The 12,701-nt window shown below is 69.1% G+C and carries 13 protein-coding genes; 5 read left to right on the top strand and 8 right to left on the bottom strand.

What is annotated here, in order from left to right; translation table 11 throughout:
- Nucleotides 1–1,212 carry a cell division protein FtsZ gene (ftsZ, locus tag NDI86_RS02225; RefSeq protein WP_310898762.1) on the top strand — a complete coding sequence of 404 codons (1,212 nt, stop codon included), beginning with the start codon at nucleotides 1–3 and terminating at the stop codon, nucleotides 1,210–1,212.
- A gap of 235 nt (nucleotides 1,213–1,447) precedes the next feature.
- On the opposite strand, the gene ncsA is transcribed toward ftsZ, so the two are convergent.
- Genes ncsA through NDI86_RS02200 form a run of 5 tightly spaced genes read right to left on the bottom strand, consistent with a single transcriptional unit; the run spans nucleotide 1,448 to nucleotide 6,868 of the window.
- The gene (gene ncsA, locus NDI86_RS02220) at nucleotides 1,448–2,434 is read right to left on the bottom strand and encodes a tRNA 2-thiolation protein NcsA (RefSeq protein ID WP_310898761.1); all 987 of its coding nucleotides are present in this window, start codon (nucleotides 2,432–2,434) and stop codon (nucleotides 1,448–1,450) included.
- A gap of 45 nt (nucleotides 2,435–2,479) precedes the next feature.
- A complete protein-coding gene (locus tag NDI86_RS02215) occupies nucleotides 2,480–3,082 on the bottom strand; it encodes a DUF7344 domain-containing protein (protein WP_310898760.1) in 603 nt (200 codons plus the stop codon).
- Between the two features lie 60 nt (nucleotides 3,083–3,142).
- Complete coding sequence (locus NDI86_RS02210) at nucleotides 3,143–4,966, bottom strand: bacterio-opsin activator domain-containing protein (RefSeq protein ID WP_310898759.1); 1,824 nt, start codon at nucleotides 4,964–4,966, stop codon at nucleotides 3,143–3,145.
- A gap of 60 nt (nucleotides 4,967–5,026) precedes the next feature.
- Nucleotides 5,027–5,791: an alpha/beta hydrolase gene (locus tag NDI86_RS02205; protein WP_310898758.1), complete on the bottom strand. Its 765-nt coding sequence runs from the start codon at nucleotides 5,789–5,791 to the stop codon at nucleotides 5,027–5,029.
- Nucleotides 5,792–5,842: 51 nt separating this feature from the next.
- Nucleotides 5,843–6,868, bottom strand: a complete 1,026-nt coding sequence (locus NDI86_RS02200; protein ID WP_310898757.1) for a DUF2332 domain-containing protein — start codon at nucleotides 6,866–6,868, stop codon at nucleotides 5,843–5,845.
- Nucleotides 6,869–6,985: 117 nt separating this feature from the next.
- Here NDI86_RS02200 and NDI86_RS02195 point away from each other — a divergent pair, with 117 nt between their 5' ends.
- The 3 genes from NDI86_RS02195 (at nucleotide 6,986) to NDI86_RS02185 (ending at nucleotide 8,705) form a co-directional block, all read left to right on the top strand.
- Nucleotides 6,986–7,636 (top strand): DUF7095 family protein, encoded by a 651-nt coding sequence (locus NDI86_RS02195; RefSeq protein WP_417936244.1) that lies wholly within the window; start codon nucleotides 6,986–6,988, stop codon nucleotides 7,634–7,636.
- Nucleotides 7,637–7,741: 105 nt separating this feature from the next.
- Nucleotides 7,742–8,179, top strand: coding sequence for a CopD family protein (locus NDI86_RS02190; RefSeq protein ID WP_310898755.1), 438 nt, complete (start codon nucleotides 7,742–7,744; stop codon nucleotides 8,177–8,179).
- Nucleotides 8,172–8,705 carry a DUF7965 family protein gene (locus NDI86_RS02185; protein ID WP_310898754.1) on the top strand — a complete coding sequence of 178 codons (534 nt, stop codon included), beginning with the start codon at nucleotides 8,172–8,174 and terminating at the stop codon, nucleotides 8,703–8,705. Before NDI86_RS02190 ends, NDI86_RS02185 begins: the two co-directional genes overlap by 8 nt.
- Here the strand turns inward: NDI86_RS02185 and NDI86_RS02180 are convergent.
- Nucleotides 8,686–9,429, bottom strand: a complete 744-nt coding sequence (locus NDI86_RS02180) for a class I SAM-dependent methyltransferase (protein WP_310899638.1) — start codon at nucleotides 9,427–9,429, stop codon at nucleotides 8,686–8,688. The two genes, NDI86_RS02185 and NDI86_RS02180, sit on opposite strands and share 20 nt — an antisense overlap.
- 87 nt (nucleotides 9,430–9,516) lie before the next feature.
- Nucleotides 9,517–10,272, bottom strand: coding sequence for a TrmB family transcriptional regulator sugar-binding domain-containing protein (locus tag NDI86_RS02175; protein WP_310898753.1), 756 nt, complete (start codon nucleotides 10,270–10,272; stop codon nucleotides 9,517–9,519).
- A 71-nt stretch (nucleotides 10,273–10,343) separates the two neighbouring features.
- On the opposite strand from NDI86_RS02175, the gene NDI86_RS02170 reads away from it, so the two are divergent.
- Nucleotides 10,344–11,804 carry an ATP-binding response regulator gene (locus NDI86_RS02170; RefSeq protein WP_310898752.1) on the top strand — a complete coding sequence of 487 codons (1,461 nt, stop codon included), beginning with the start codon at nucleotides 10,344–10,346 and terminating at the stop codon, nucleotides 11,802–11,804.
- Here NDI86_RS02170 and NDI86_RS02165 read toward each other — a convergent pair.
- A complete protein-coding gene (locus NDI86_RS02165; RefSeq protein ID WP_310898751.1) occupies nucleotides 11,801–12,634 on the bottom strand; it encodes a deoxyribonuclease IV in 834 nt (277 codons plus the stop codon). The genes NDI86_RS02170 and NDI86_RS02165 overlap by 4 nt on opposite strands.
- Nucleotides 12,635–12,701 lie beyond the last annotated feature (67 nt).

The following is a 12,701-nucleotide window of genomic DNA, read 5'->3' as shown; positions in this document are numbered from 1 at the left end:
ATGCAGGATATCGTCAACGAAGCCCTCGAACGCGACGAGCAGGAACAGCAGAAGCTGTCCGACGACGACGTCGACGGGTTCGGTGACCCCCGCATCGTCATCGTCGGCTGCGGCGGCGCCGGCAACAACACCGTCAATCGGCTCTACAACATCGGCGTCGAGGGCGCCGACACCGTGGCCATCAACACGGACAAACAGCACCTCAAGATGATAGAGGCCGACACGAAGATTCTGGTCGGCAAGTCCCTCACCAACGGTCTGGGCGCGGGCGGCGACCCCTCGATGGGCGAGCGCGCGACCGAGATGGCACAGGGGACTATCAAGGAAGTGCTGGGCGATGCGGACCTCGTCTTCGTCACCGCCGGGATGGGTGGCGGGACCGGGACCGGCGCCGCGCCGGTCGTCTCGAAGATAGCCAAAGAGCAGGGCGCCATCGTCGTCGGCATGGTGTCGACGCCGTTCAACGTCGAGCGCGCCCGCACGGTGAAAGCCGAAGAAGGCCTGGAGAAGCTCCGCAACGAGGCCGACTCCATCATCGTGCTGGACAACAACCGCCTGCTGGACTACGTCCCGAACCTGCCCATCGGCAAGGCCTTCTCGGTGATGGACCAGATCATCGCCGAGACGGTCAAGGGCATCTCGGAGACTATCACCCAGCCCAGCCTCATCAACCTCGACTACGCCGACATGACGAGCATCATGAACCAGGGCGGCGTCGCGGTGATGCTGGTCGGCGAGACCCAGGACAAGAACAAGACCCAGGAAGTGGTCAAGGACGCGATGAACCACCCCCTGCTGGACGTGGACTACCGCGGCGCGAGCGGCGGACTCGTCCACATCACCGGCGGCCCGGACCTCACGCTGAAGGAGGCCGAGGGCATCGCTCAGAACATCACCGAGCGACTGGAGGCCTCGGCGAACGTCATCTGGGGCGCCCGTATCCAGGAGGAGTACAAGGGCAAGGTCCGCGTCATGGCCATCATGACCGGCGTCCAGTCCGCACAGGTGCTTGGCCCGTCGACCCAGAAGCAGGCCAACAAGTCCCGCGAGGCGATTCAGGAGGTCGGCGACGACACCTCCTTCGACGCCTCCGAGAACTTCGAGAGCGCCGGCGGCGCCGGCGGCAACAGCGCCGGCTACGGCGAGACCGACGGCGGCCGCGACACCCGCGAGAAGAACAACGGACTCGACGTCATCAGGACGAACGAGTAACGTTCGACCTCGTTCTCCGTTACCCGAGGGACAGGACCCCCTCATTTTTCTGCGTACCGAGACGTGCGTGACTGCTACGCCAGCGAGTGACAACCGGCCAGAGGGGGACGGCCACGTGGCGTCGACGCCGCCACGTGTAACGACGGCGGCGCAGCCGACCTCGCTTGCGACACTCGGGAGCGACCCGGACGTTCCCGCTCGCTGTATGGTCTACAGCTAAAACAGAAACAACGACTCAAACTGCGTCGAGCGCGTCGAGCAGGTTGCACTTCCGACAGATGTCGCGGGCGGTCGGGGCGCCGCAGTTGTCGCATTCACCGAAGTCAGTGTCGCCGTCCTCGCCGCCGAAGGCGTCGGCGGCCAGCGCGGCGAGTTTCTCGTAGCCGGCCATGATGGAGTGGCGGGTCCCGGGATGGTTCTCCTCAAGGCCGAGCATGAGTTCCTGAATCTCACCGCGGTAGGCCTCCGAGGCGTGGGGACACTCCGTGATGTGGGCCGGGAGGTCACGGAAGCGAGCGTAGAGGGCTATCTCCTTCTCGGGCACGTCGCGCAGGGGTTTGGCCCTGGGGACGTGGTGGTCCTGTGTCTCGCGGGTCTTGTCAGCGTCGCCGCCCTCGAACGGGCCCAGCGAAGCGTCGAAGTGCTTGGCAATCTGGTCGACGTCGCCCTCGAGGAAGTTCATCAGCGCCGTCTCGGCCTCGTCGTCGAGATTGTGGCCGGTCAGGAGTTTGTCCGCGCCGAGCTGTTCGGCGTACCGGGAGAGGATGTCCCGGCGGAAGACGCCACAGTAGGCACAGGCGGCCATCCCCTCGGGGTCGTCCTCGACCACGTCGTCCATCTGCACCCCGAACTCGGACTCGTAGGAGACCACCTCGTGGCGGATGCCCAACTCGGCGGTCAGTTCTTCACAGGCGTCGAGGCTCTTGTCGCGGTACCCCTCGATGCCCTCGTGAATCGAGAGCGCGACGAGTTCGATTCGGGGGTCCCGCTCGAAGATGTCGTACAGGATGTGTGTGAGGACGACGCTGTCCTTGCCACCGGAGAGTCCGATGACCCACGTCTCGGGCTCGTCGGGCGTCGCCTCGTCGGGGACGAGGCCGTCTTCGCGCACCCGCCGGCGCAGGCGTTTCTCGACGGCCCGACAGAGGTGGTCCTCACAGAGATAGAGTCCCGAATAGGCCGCGTGCAACACCGCGTCGGACCCGCACTTGTCACACTCCATTACCACAGGGTACGTCCGGGCCGCCCTGAGAGTTTCGTCTCGCGCCTACAGCACCGTCTCGGTGTCGGCGGTACGCGTCGCGGTTCGCGACTCGTAGTCGTAGTTCAGCAGGCCGACAGCGGCCAGTTTCGGGAGGTCGACGTGGTGGAGAGTTATGGCGAGTTCGCGCGGCCGCTGGCCGGGCGTTCCGTCGGCACCAGCCAGCTGGTCGGTGAGCTGGGACAGCGACGCCGAGCCCACCTCGGCGACAAGCGAGACCAGCGAGTGGCGGTACGCACGCCCGAGCACTGCCGCGGCGGCCGGCCACGACGGGTCGGTCGGCTCCGCCAGGGACGGGAACTCGACCTCGAAACCGTCCAGAACCGTCGGCACGTACTCGACGAACCCGTCGGGGGACCGGGTGACTAATCCCACGTCGTTCAGACGCGGGAGGTAGCGGTGGTCGAGCTGCTGGTGGTACTGCCGCCGGTCCGTAGCCGTCACGGCCGAGCGTGCACAGTCGAGGTCCGACGCCGCGAGGGCGACGGCCAAGTCCCGGACGGTCGCAGGGCCGTCCTGGAGACAACTGAGAAGCTGCCGCGACCGCTGGTCGGCCAGCGCAGTGGACAGCTGGAAGCGGTCGTGCCGCGAACACTGGGCAGTCTTCATTACTGACAACACGTTCCAATTGATGGATACGTGTCCTGCCGGAAATATGTGACACGGCAGTTACTGGAAGACTGCGTCCAGCAGCTTCGCCTCGGCCTTGCGGAGGTGCTGGTGGAACGTAGAGGAGCTGACGCCGAGACTGTCTGCCACCTCCGGACCGGCGCTCTCGCGGGGCCAGTCGAAGTAGCCCATGAAGTACGCCGCCTCCAGCACCGCCCGCTGGCGGTCGGTCAGCGAGTCGGGGAGCCGCTGGAGGAGCTGGCCGAGCGACTTGGCGGGGCGAGTCATCTGTCGGCGCCGGAGCATCTCTACGTCCGGTTCGACGCTCGTGATGCGGTCGATGGCCCCCGAGACGTCCCGGTCGGCCGCGAGGTGGACGGTCATCGTGGTGCTAGCGTCGGTGATAGTCACGTTCGAGACGTAGCCGCCGAGGCTCGCGACGGTCGAGAGAATCGGCGGGTCGACCATCTCGACCGCGAGTTCGCACCCGTCGTTCGTCCGCCCGAGAACGGTTACCTCTTCGATGTACTGGAGTTGCCTCAGTTCGGCGAGTGACTCTATCCCCGCCCGGTCGACCTCCGTCGCCGTACAGTACACGAGGAAGGCCCCGTCGCCGAGCGACAGCGTGGTGTCGAAGTCGAAGGATGCCTCGAACGAGGCCGGGATGCCGACGCGGCCGTCGGTGTCGTCGATTCGGAAGGCGAGTTCGACGACCTCGTCGGAGAGCAGCGCCTGTTTGCGCTCGACGGCGGCGATGGCGTGGCCGACTATCTCGCCGATGCCTTCGAGCACCTCGCGCTCGGCCCGCCCGAAGGCGCCGACTCGTTCCGAGTAGATGCCCAGGGCGCCGTACAGCGTCTCCTCGAAGACGATGGGGATGGCGGCCATCGAGCGGTAGCCGTAGCGGTCGGCCAGGTCCAGCCAGTCCTCGAAGTACGGGTCCTCGTAGACGTCGCGCACGAGCTGCATCTCCTGTGTCCTGACCGCCCGGCCGGCCGGTCCTTTCCCGCCGGGCTCGGTGGGGTTCGACGTGAGTTCGGCGTCCTCCAGATAGCCCTCACAGCCGTGTTCCACGGACGGGACGAGAGAGAGCGTGACCGGGTCTATCGTGGCTATCCACGCGAATCGATAGGGCTCCGCGCCGCCCAGTTGCGCACACGTCGCCGCCTCTATCTCGCTCCGCGTCGACTGGTCGATGACGGCGTCGGTGAGCCGCCGGACGACGGCGTTGAGGCTGTTCAACACCTCCAGGTCCGCCCGCTGGCTCTCGAGGAGTCGCTCGTGTTGCTTCTGGGCGGTGATGTCTTGCAGGTAGCCACGGACCAACGCGTGGCCGGCCTCGGAGATGGCCTCCCCGGAGATGCGCACCCAGCGCACCTCGTCGGCCGCCGTAATCAGGCGAATCTCCACGTCGTACGGTGCCCCCGTCTCGACGCAGGCCTCGAACAGCCGACGCATCGTCGGTCGGTCCTCGGGGTGGTAGAACGACAGCGCCGCTTCGAGTTCCGGTTCGTAGTCGCTGTCGACGCCGTGTATCCGGCGGGCGCCGTCGGTCCAGAACACCTCGTCCTCGTCGATATCGTACTCCCAGGCCCCGACGTCGCCCAGGCGTTCGGCGTTGGTCAGTAGCTCCCTGAGACGGCGCTGGTCCGGCGGGTCGACCTCGACCGGCCGCCACCAGACGCGAGCGCCCGCGCCGACCTTCTTCGTGCGGAGCTCCCCCGTGTCGACGAGTTGCTGCAGGCGTTTGTGGGTCGCGCGGCGGCCACAGTCGAGTTCCGCGGCCACCTCCGGTGTCGTCCGGGGGGCCGTCGGCTCGTCGCTGTCGGTGAACACCGCCAGCGTCTCGGCGTAGATGTCTTCGAGCGCCGGCCGGTTCTCCATGTGATGTCAACGGTGCTGAACTACATAGTAGTTCCGCCGGCGGAACCGGCGAGGCGAGCGCTACGGAGCCGACGCCGACCCGGCGTCACGGAGTGGGGCGGGGCCCCGTTCGAGCGTGTCGAGGACGGTTTCGGTGAGGGTCGTCCGGGCGGGCGAGGAGAACAGTTCGTGGCCGCCGTCGTACAGCCGGACTCGGTCGGCGGGGAGCCGGCGTCCGACCGCCCGCGGGTCGACGATGGCGTCGGTGAGGGTACAGAACGCCACGGCCTCCTCGCGGGCCGGCGGGAGCCGTCGCTGTGTGCGGTCGACGGTCCCGAGGAAGGCTGGCGAGGCGGCCGTCGGGCTGTCCGCGAGTTGCCGGTCGGTGGCGAGCGACCCCAGCGCCTCGGCCTCGAGGTCGCTGAACGGGAGGAGCGGTCTCGCTATCGGGAGCGAGGTGAGCGACCGGAAGACGGCGTCGGGCACCGGGAAGTCGCTGCCCCACCACGGGCTGAGGTAGACGCGGTTGTTCAGAGCAGGCGCGTCGAGGTGGGCGACCGCCAGCCCGCCGGCGCTGTGACTCAGGACGTCGGCGCGGTCGAGGTCGGCCACGTAGGATTCGAGTGGGGCGACCCACTCGCGCTCGACGTCGGTGATGTGTGTCGGCAACTCGGCGACGTGGACGCGATAGCGCTCGGCGAGCCGGTCGACGAGCCACCCGACGTTCTCGTGGCGACAGCGGTTCCCCCAGCCTAGAACGAACAGACAGTCCCGCACGTCGTCGGTGCCGCCGTCGGAACTGGGTGCCCCCTGGCCCGCGCCGTCGTCGTAGATACGTATCCGCATAGCCGGACTTCGCCGGAACGCGGGAAAACTCCACGGCTCCGTGCTGTCCGGTCAGCCGTGCCAGTCGAGCCACGCGCCGTGGGGGGCGTGCGAGACGAGGCGGTCCCGGCGGACCTCGCCACCCTCGCGGCGGACCCAGTCGAGGTCGACCGACTCGCCGCCCGAGAGGTCGGGCGCGCCGGTGAACCAGTGGAGCGGTCGCTCGGCCATCCGGGCGGCGAGCGCGGCCTCGAGTTCGCGACAGACCGTGTCGGGGACCTGGTACAGGACGAGCGTGTTGACCACGCAGACCGGGGCGTCGTCGGGGATTGCGGCGAGTACTCCGGGGAGGTCCTCGAGGAGGTCCCCCTCGACGAGCCGCGGCGGCTCGTCGGCTGCCACCTGGAGCGCGCCGTCCAGCAGGTCGCGACGGTCGGTGTGGGCCGGCCAGACGAGCGCGCGGAGCCAGTCCGCGTCGTCCCGGTCAGTGGGGTCGAGCGGCTGGCGGTCGATGCCCACGCGCGAGTGGACCTCCGGCGGCGACTCGGGCAGCGGCGGGTCACCGCTGCGGACCTCGCTCTCGATGGTGACTGGCGAGTCGGGCGTGCCGACGGCCCGGCCGCCGTAGTCGTAGCGGTAGCGGTCGAAGCGGAGGTTCAGGCCGGCGCTCGGACCCAGTTCCACCAGCGCCAGGGGGCCGTCGGTCCGGGCTGCGACGTGAGCGATGGCGGGGTACAGCACGGCCGACCGGCGCACCGAGTTGGTCTGTGTCCGGCGCGTCCGCAGGATGGGGCCGAGCGCGTCGGCGTTGTCGAGACAGAACTCGCGAAAGGCCGGGTAACAGGAGTCGTCGAGGTCCCGCGGGTCCGCGGTCAGACTCGAGTAGTAGCGGGCCAGCCGGTGGTCGCCGTCGCGGGCGAGGCGACACTGCACCGCCGCGAGCAGGAGGTGTGGGGCCTGCCGGCCTTCGGGGGCTACCTCGGCCAGCGCCAGCACGTCGGGGTCGGCGGCGGCGCGCCGACAGAGGTGGGCGTACAGCGGGTCTGAGCCGTCGGCCCACGCCGCGAGTTCGCGGAACTGGTCGGCGAGTCCGTCCATACGACCGTCGACTGCCGTCGGAAGGAAAAGCGTGCTGTCGGTGTGGGCCTCGGTACCACACGTGAGCCGCGGAGAGTCAGCGTTTTGCCCGCCGACCCACTACGGCGGGCAATGAGTATGGACCGTGCGGCCGCCGTGTCCCGCGTCGAGGATATCGTCGAGACGGTCGGCTCCGAGACCATGCCGGTTCCGGTCCGGGAGGTGTGGGTGTACGGCGACGTGGCCCTGGGGCTCGACCCTATCGAGCGACTGGACGTCTACGTCACCAAGGACATCCTGTTCAAGGACGCTCCCGAGCGCAGCGAGGAGTTCACGAAGCGCCACGGCGTCGACGGTGTCGGCAAGACGGTCCGGGCCGAGTGGGCCGACGAACACCCCGACTATCTGCGGGCGAACGCCAGCGGCCACGCCGCCCCCGAGAAGTGTCTGGCCGCCCACCTCCTGCCCGACGACGCGGACGAGCCCATCCACCTGGAGGTGTGCAACGCCTCCTTCGACGACAACGTCACCCAGCGGCTGAAGGGCGCGATGGCCCGCGAGGACTACGAGCAGATTCTGGACCCCCGCGGCGCGTGTCTGTGGGTCGAAGGCCAGCGCTCCGAGGAGGCGTTCCGAAAGCTCCGCGAGGGCGAGTTCGTCCTGCCGACGCTGTCGGGCGCCCTGGAGATGCTGGGGATGGACGAAGAGGAGGCCGAGACGGCCGCCGACGCTGTTCGCGCGTATCGGGACCGACAGGAGGGGGCGACGGTTCGGGGCGACGTGGTGTAGGAGACACCGAGCGAAGCGAGGTGTCTCCGAACGAGCGAGCGGTGAGAGCCGTGAGTACAGCGAGGCCGACCCAGTCTTTTTGCAACGGCCGTCGTAGGAACACCGATGGCCTCCCTGGTCTCGCTCGCGGTCCGGACCATCCACGTCCTCGCGATAACGGTCGTCGTCGGCAGTACCGTCGCCCTCTGGTACGGCTACCGGAGCGGTGGGACAGCGGCCCTCACAGTCGCCCGGCAGTACGAGTGGTTCTTCTGGGGCGCGCTCGGCGCCGTCGCGCTCACCGGCGTCGGCAACCTCGGCGCGCTCGGCCCGCCCGGGCCGGCCACCGACTGGGGACGGCTCCTGCTGGTGAAACTCGGCGTCGTCCTCGCTCTCGCCGTCGGGTCGGCGGTCCGGACGCTCGTGGTCGTCCGCGCCGCCGACGGCGGGGGAAAGGGGTCCGTCACCCCGGGGCTGCGCGGGACGCTGGAGCGTGCCTACGGCCTGACGGCCGGGACGCTGGTCGTCCTCGTCGTCCTCGCGGAGGTGCTGGCGCATGGCTGAGTCGGACGGCGCCGACGAGCAGTCGGCGCAGTCGCGCTCCCTCTCGGTGTGGGCCTTCGCGGCGTTCGACACCGTGCTGTTCGTCCTCGTGGCACTCGTCCCGGTCCACGCGGCCGGCGCGCTCGCGGACCTGCTGTCGGGGCTGAGCACCCTGCTGGGATTCGCGCTGTTCGGGTACCTGTGGCTACTGGGCGGCCTCGCGGTTCGATGGGTGCTGTCCGGGGCGACGCTGGACGACGCGGTCACGACGCTGGCCCGCCGCGGCGCCGCCGCCGGCGGTGTCGCCGGCGTCGCCTTCCTGCTCGGCGTCCTCGTGGTCGCCGTGGGTCCGGGACTCGTCGCCGGGACCATCCAGCCGCTGTCGGTGCTCCTCGTCGGGGGTATCGGGAGCGCAGTCGCGGCGGTGGTCGGGAGCGTCGTCGGCCTCCTGCTGGGCGCGGCCGACCTCGCCGTCTACCGAGTGGCGGGCTACGCGCTCACTGGCACCGGCGACAGTTCGGCGGCCGCTACACCCGGCCGACGGTGACGAAGAAGGGAGTCGTCTCGCGGCGCTCGTAGTCGTCGGTCTGCATCTGGGCGACGACGTCCCGGCCCATCTCGCGCCAGGCCTCACGCAGGGCGTCGTACTCCTCGGCCGTGGTGTCGCCGGCCAGGATTGTCTCGCGGTCGGTCGCCAACCCCTCGCCGGTGGCCTTCCGGCGGGCGGCCCGCACGGCCCGCTCGCCGTAGGGTGGCTCGACGGTGAGCTCCTGGTCGTAGCGCCGAGTCGAGACCACGTCGAGGCCGGCCGCCTCGAAGACGTCGGTGGCGTCGGCGCCCAGTTCCACGTCCGTGTCGACCCCGTCGAGGAACAGGCCCCGAGCGCGCCGGGCCAGCCGCGGCTCGCTGTCGACGGTCGACCGGACCGTGACCGCGCCGTTGTTCGGTTCGACGGCCGCGACGCGCTCGCGCGCGACCCGGGCGAACTCCCGGACGGCGGCGACCGGGTCGGGGAGGTTGATGAGCAGGGCCTGACACACCACGAGGTCGAACGTGTCGTCCGCGAACGGGAGCCGCGTGGCGTCGCCCCTGACCGTCGGCCCCGGCACCGACGAGAGGAGGTCCGCGTCGGCGTCGAGCCCCACCACCTCGGCGTCGCTCTCCTCGCGGCAGATGCGGGTGAGTTCGCCGGTGCCACAGCCGACGTCGAGGACGCTGTCACACGCCGCCAGGTCGAGGTCCGCGAGCGCCTCGCGGGAGTCGGCCCACATCCCCGTGCGGGTGGCGTCGAGGTAGTCCGCTGAGAACCTGCGCACGGTGTCGGGTGGGTGCCGGACGGTAAAAATCGTGTCTACTCGCTACGCGTGCTCCAGCGTCACCGACTCGGCCGCGTAGTCCTCGACGTAGGCGCCGACGCCGCCGACCGTGACCCGCTCGCCGTCGACGCGCAACACCATCCCGTTCTCCGAGGGGAAGCGGTTGGTCATGGGATAAACCAGCCCCTGGCGCACGTCGAGGATGAGTCCGGTAAGCTCCGTCTCGGGGAGCGCCGTCTCGCCGCTCGCCGCTATCTTGCACGTCGTCTCTATCTTCGAGCCCTGCCGGAGATGCAGCGTCGCGCCGAGGACGCCGCCGCGGAAGGTCGGGTAGTGCCGGGGCAGGGCGGGCGGGTCGGCGACGTGAATCTCCCGACCCATCGACCAGTAGTTGCCGACGAACTCCCCGAACAGGCCGAGCGTGACGTGGCTGCTGTCGACGAACGTCGCGAGCGTGTCGTCCGAGGAGTCCGAGAGCACCCACGGCCAGCCAAGCAGCGTCAGCCACTGGTCGACCAGACAGGTCAGTGGTACCCGGCCTGGCAGGCGCCTGACGACCGTCGCCAGCCGGTCGATGTCCGCCGGGAGGTCGCCGTCGCCGTACAGCAACAGCAACACCGCCACGTCGTTGTCGATGGCCGTCTCCAGGCGGTCGCGCACGAGCGGGACCGCTTCGACCGGGACGGACAGTAACACTTCTCGGCGGGCCTCGGCTAGCAGCGCCCTGAGCCGACTTCGAATCCGGGTCGAACCGTCGACGGCCCGGATGCAGGGGTCGTGGAACTCGATGCCGGCCATTCATCACGGATAGTATTAATTCTCATGGCAATCGGGGACAGCTACAAACCCTTCCGTGACAGACGGTGTCTATGGAACGGCCAGACCGGGTCGCGCTGGTCGACAACGGGATAGCCGAGCCCGGCATCGAGTCGGCGCTGACCCGCGAAGCGTTCGACGTGCGCACAGTGCCGGATATCGAGCGTCTGGAGGCGCTGCTGGAGACGGTGACGATGGACTGTGTCGTCAGCACCTATCAGGTCCCGCGCCGGGACGGGCTGGAGTATATGGGCGGGCTGCACGCCTTGGAGACGGTCGCCACGCTGCAGCCAGACGTTCCCCGGATACTGTACACGGACATCGTCAACCAGGACATCGCCCGCGAGGCGGTGGCCCTGGGGCTGTTCGACTACATCCCGACGAACACGGAGGCGAGCCTCGACCGACTGGTGACGCGGGTCGTCGACGCGACCGCCAAGCACCGCGCCGAGCGCCGCGTCGACGAGCTCTCGCGAGTCAACGAGGTCATCCGCGAAGTGCTGACGGTGCTCGTCCGGGCCGAGAGCCACGAGCGGGTGTACGAGAGCGTGACGACCACCCTCGTCGCGACCGAGGCCTACGACGGCGCGCTGTTTGGCCGACTGGAGGGCGGTGGTGTCGAGCGACTGGCGACCGCAGGGACGGTCACGGACCCGGCGGTAGAACGGTGCCTCGAGAGCGGCGAGGCCGTGACCGCCGTCGACGGCGGGACCCGCCACAGCGTCGTCGTCCCCGTCACCGACGACGGCCTGGCGCTCGTCCTCTTCGCCGACCGCCCGGAGGCGTTCGGGTCGACAGAGCGAGACGTCCTCACACAGCTCGGCGGGGCGATTCGGTACAGTCTCGACGCCATCACGGCCTACGAGACCCTCGAACGGCGCGAGGCGACGCTGGCCGAGAAGACCGACCGCCTCTCCACGTTCGCCAGCGTCGTGGGTCACGACCTCCGGAACCCGCTGTCGGTCGCGATGGGGAACCTCGAACTCGCACGGGCGGGCGACCTTGACCGGCTCGACGACGTCGAGTCGGCCCTGGAGCGGATGGCCGAGATGATAGACGAGGTGCTCGCGCTCGCCCAGGAGGGCGAGCACAGCATCGCCACCGAGCCGGTCGACCTCGCCGCGACGGTCGAGGCGGCCTGGGGGACCGTCGACACCGGCGACGCGACGCTCGATGGCCCCGACGGCGGCGTCGTCACCGCCGACGCGGGCCAGCTCCAGCGTCTCTTCGAGAACCTCTTTCGCAACAGTGTCGAACACGGCGGTCCCGAGGTGACCGTCACGGTCGAGCGAACCGAGGACGGCGTCGCCGTCGCCGACGACGGCCCCGGCTTCGACCAGCCCGACCCCGCGTCGGCGTTCGAACTCGGCGTGACGGGGTCGGAGTCGGGGACGGGCCTCGGACTGGCCGTCGTCGAGAACGTCGCCGAGGCCCACGGCTGGTCGGTACGTGCCGGAGAGAGCGAGGTCGGCGGCGCGCGGTTCGAGCTATCGGGCGTCGCCTTCGAGGACTAGTTCTCGCGCAACTCGCGCACGCGCTCGATGTTCCACGCGAAGGACTTGCCGTCCTCCGTCGGGGTTTCGAGCACGAACGGCACGTCCGCGACGGCGTCGTGGTTGACGAACGCCGCCATACCCTCGACGCCGATCTCGCCCTCGCCGATGTGGGCGTGTTCGTCCTTGTTCGTCCCACAGGCGTGTTTCGAGTCGTTGAGGTGAACGCAGGCCAGGTCCTCGAACCCGACCACGTCGTCGAACTCCGCGAACGTCTCCGCGACCCCCTCGGGCGTCGAGAGGTCGTAGCCGGCCGCGAACATGTGGGCGGTGTCCAGACAGAACTCGACGTCGAGACTGGTGCGCTCGCGGACCGTCGCCAGGTGTTCGAACTGACCGCCGAGTTTCGTCCCGCTGCCGGCGTCGGACTCGATGAGTACCGTCACGCCGTCGGGGACGTCCAGTTCGTCCAGCACGCCCGCGGCGTTGTCGAGTCCCCCGTCGACGCCCGCGCCGGTGTGAGCGCCCAGGTGGACGTTGACGTACTCGACGTCGAGTTTGGCGGCCGCGTCGACCTCCTTTTGCATCGAGTCCAGGGACTTCTCGCGGAGGTCGTCTTTCGGCGTACAGAGGTTGACGAGATACGAGGAGTGGATGACCCACGGACCGACGCCGTTGTCCGCGCTCAGCTCGCGGAACTTCGCGGCCTCGTCGTCCTCGATGTTGGGGTCCTGCCAGACCTGCGGGGAGTGGGAGAATATCTGGCCGCAGTTGCCGCCGTACTCGACCTGCTCGTCGACGGCGTTGTACGCGCCGCCGGCGATGGAGGTGTGTGCACCGACTCGTACCATGGACAGCGGTGAGAGTCGCCGGATAAAATGGGTTCCGACATCCCGCGAGCCACACGGAGAGTGTGAC

This window comes from Haloarcula onubensis, assembly GCF_031624605.1.
Taxonomy (GTDB): domain Archaea; phylum Halobacteriota; class Halobacteria; order Halobacteriales; family Haloarculaceae; genus Haloarcula; species Haloarcula onubensis.
Note: the sequence above shows the minus strand (reverse complement) of the source record. Positions and strands in the feature narration are given on the sequence as shown.

What these genes read in the sequence shown, in the direction of transcription:
- NDI86_RS02195 (WP_417936244.1), top strand. Translation starts at nt 6,986, where the DNA reads ATGGACCGTGCGGCCGCCGTGTCCCGCGTCGAGGATATCGTCGAGACG.
- NDI86_RS02205 (WP_310898758.1), bottom strand. Translation starts at nt 5,791, where the DNA reads ATGCGGATACGTATCTACGACGACGGCGCGGGCCAGGGGGCACCCAGT.
- NDI86_RS02210 (WP_310898759.1), bottom strand. Translation starts at nt 4,966, where the DNA reads ATGGAGAACCGGCCGGCGCTCGAAGACATCTACGCCGAGACGCTGGCG.
- NDI86_RS02170 (WP_310898752.1), top strand. Translation starts at nt 10,344, where the DNA reads ATGGAACGGCCAGACCGGGTCGCGCTGGTCGACAACGGGATAGCCGAG.
- NDI86_RS02185 (WP_310898754.1), top strand. Translation starts at nt 8,172, where the DNA reads ATGGCTGAGTCGGACGGCGCCGACGAGCAGTCGGCGCAGTCGCGCTCC.
- NDI86_RS02180 (WP_310899638.1), bottom strand. Translation starts at nt 9,429, where the DNA reads ATGTGGGCCGACTCCCGCGAGGCGCTCGCGGACCTCGACCTGGCGGCG.
- NDI86_RS02190 (WP_310898755.1), top strand. Translation starts at nt 7,742, where the DNA reads ATGGCCTCCCTGGTCTCGCTCGCGGTCCGGACCATCCACGTCCTCGCG.
- NDI86_RS02200 (WP_310898757.1), bottom strand. Translation starts at nt 6,868, where the DNA reads ATGGACGGACTCGCCGACCAGTTCCGCGAACTCGCGGCGTGGGCCGAC.
- ncsA (WP_310898761.1), bottom strand. Translation starts at nt 2,434, where the DNA reads ATGGAGTGTGACAAGTGCGGGTCCGACGCGGTGTTGCACGCGGCCTAT.
- NDI86_RS02215 (WP_310898760.1), bottom strand. Translation starts at nt 3,082, where the DNA reads ATGAAGACTGCCCAGTGTTCGCGGCACGACCGCTTCCAGCTGTCCACT.
- NDI86_RS02175 (WP_310898753.1), bottom strand. Translation starts at nt 10,272, where the DNA reads ATGGCCGGCATCGAGTTCCACGACCCCTGCATCCGGGCCGTCGACGGT.
- NDI86_RS02165 (WP_310898751.1), bottom strand. Translation starts at nt 12,634, where the DNA reads ATGGTACGAGTCGGTGCACACACCTCCATCGCCGGCGGCGCGTACAAC.
- ftsZ (WP_310898762.1), top strand. Translation starts at nt 1, where the DNA reads ATGCAGGATATCGTCAACGAAGCCCTCGAACGCGACGAGCAGGAACAG.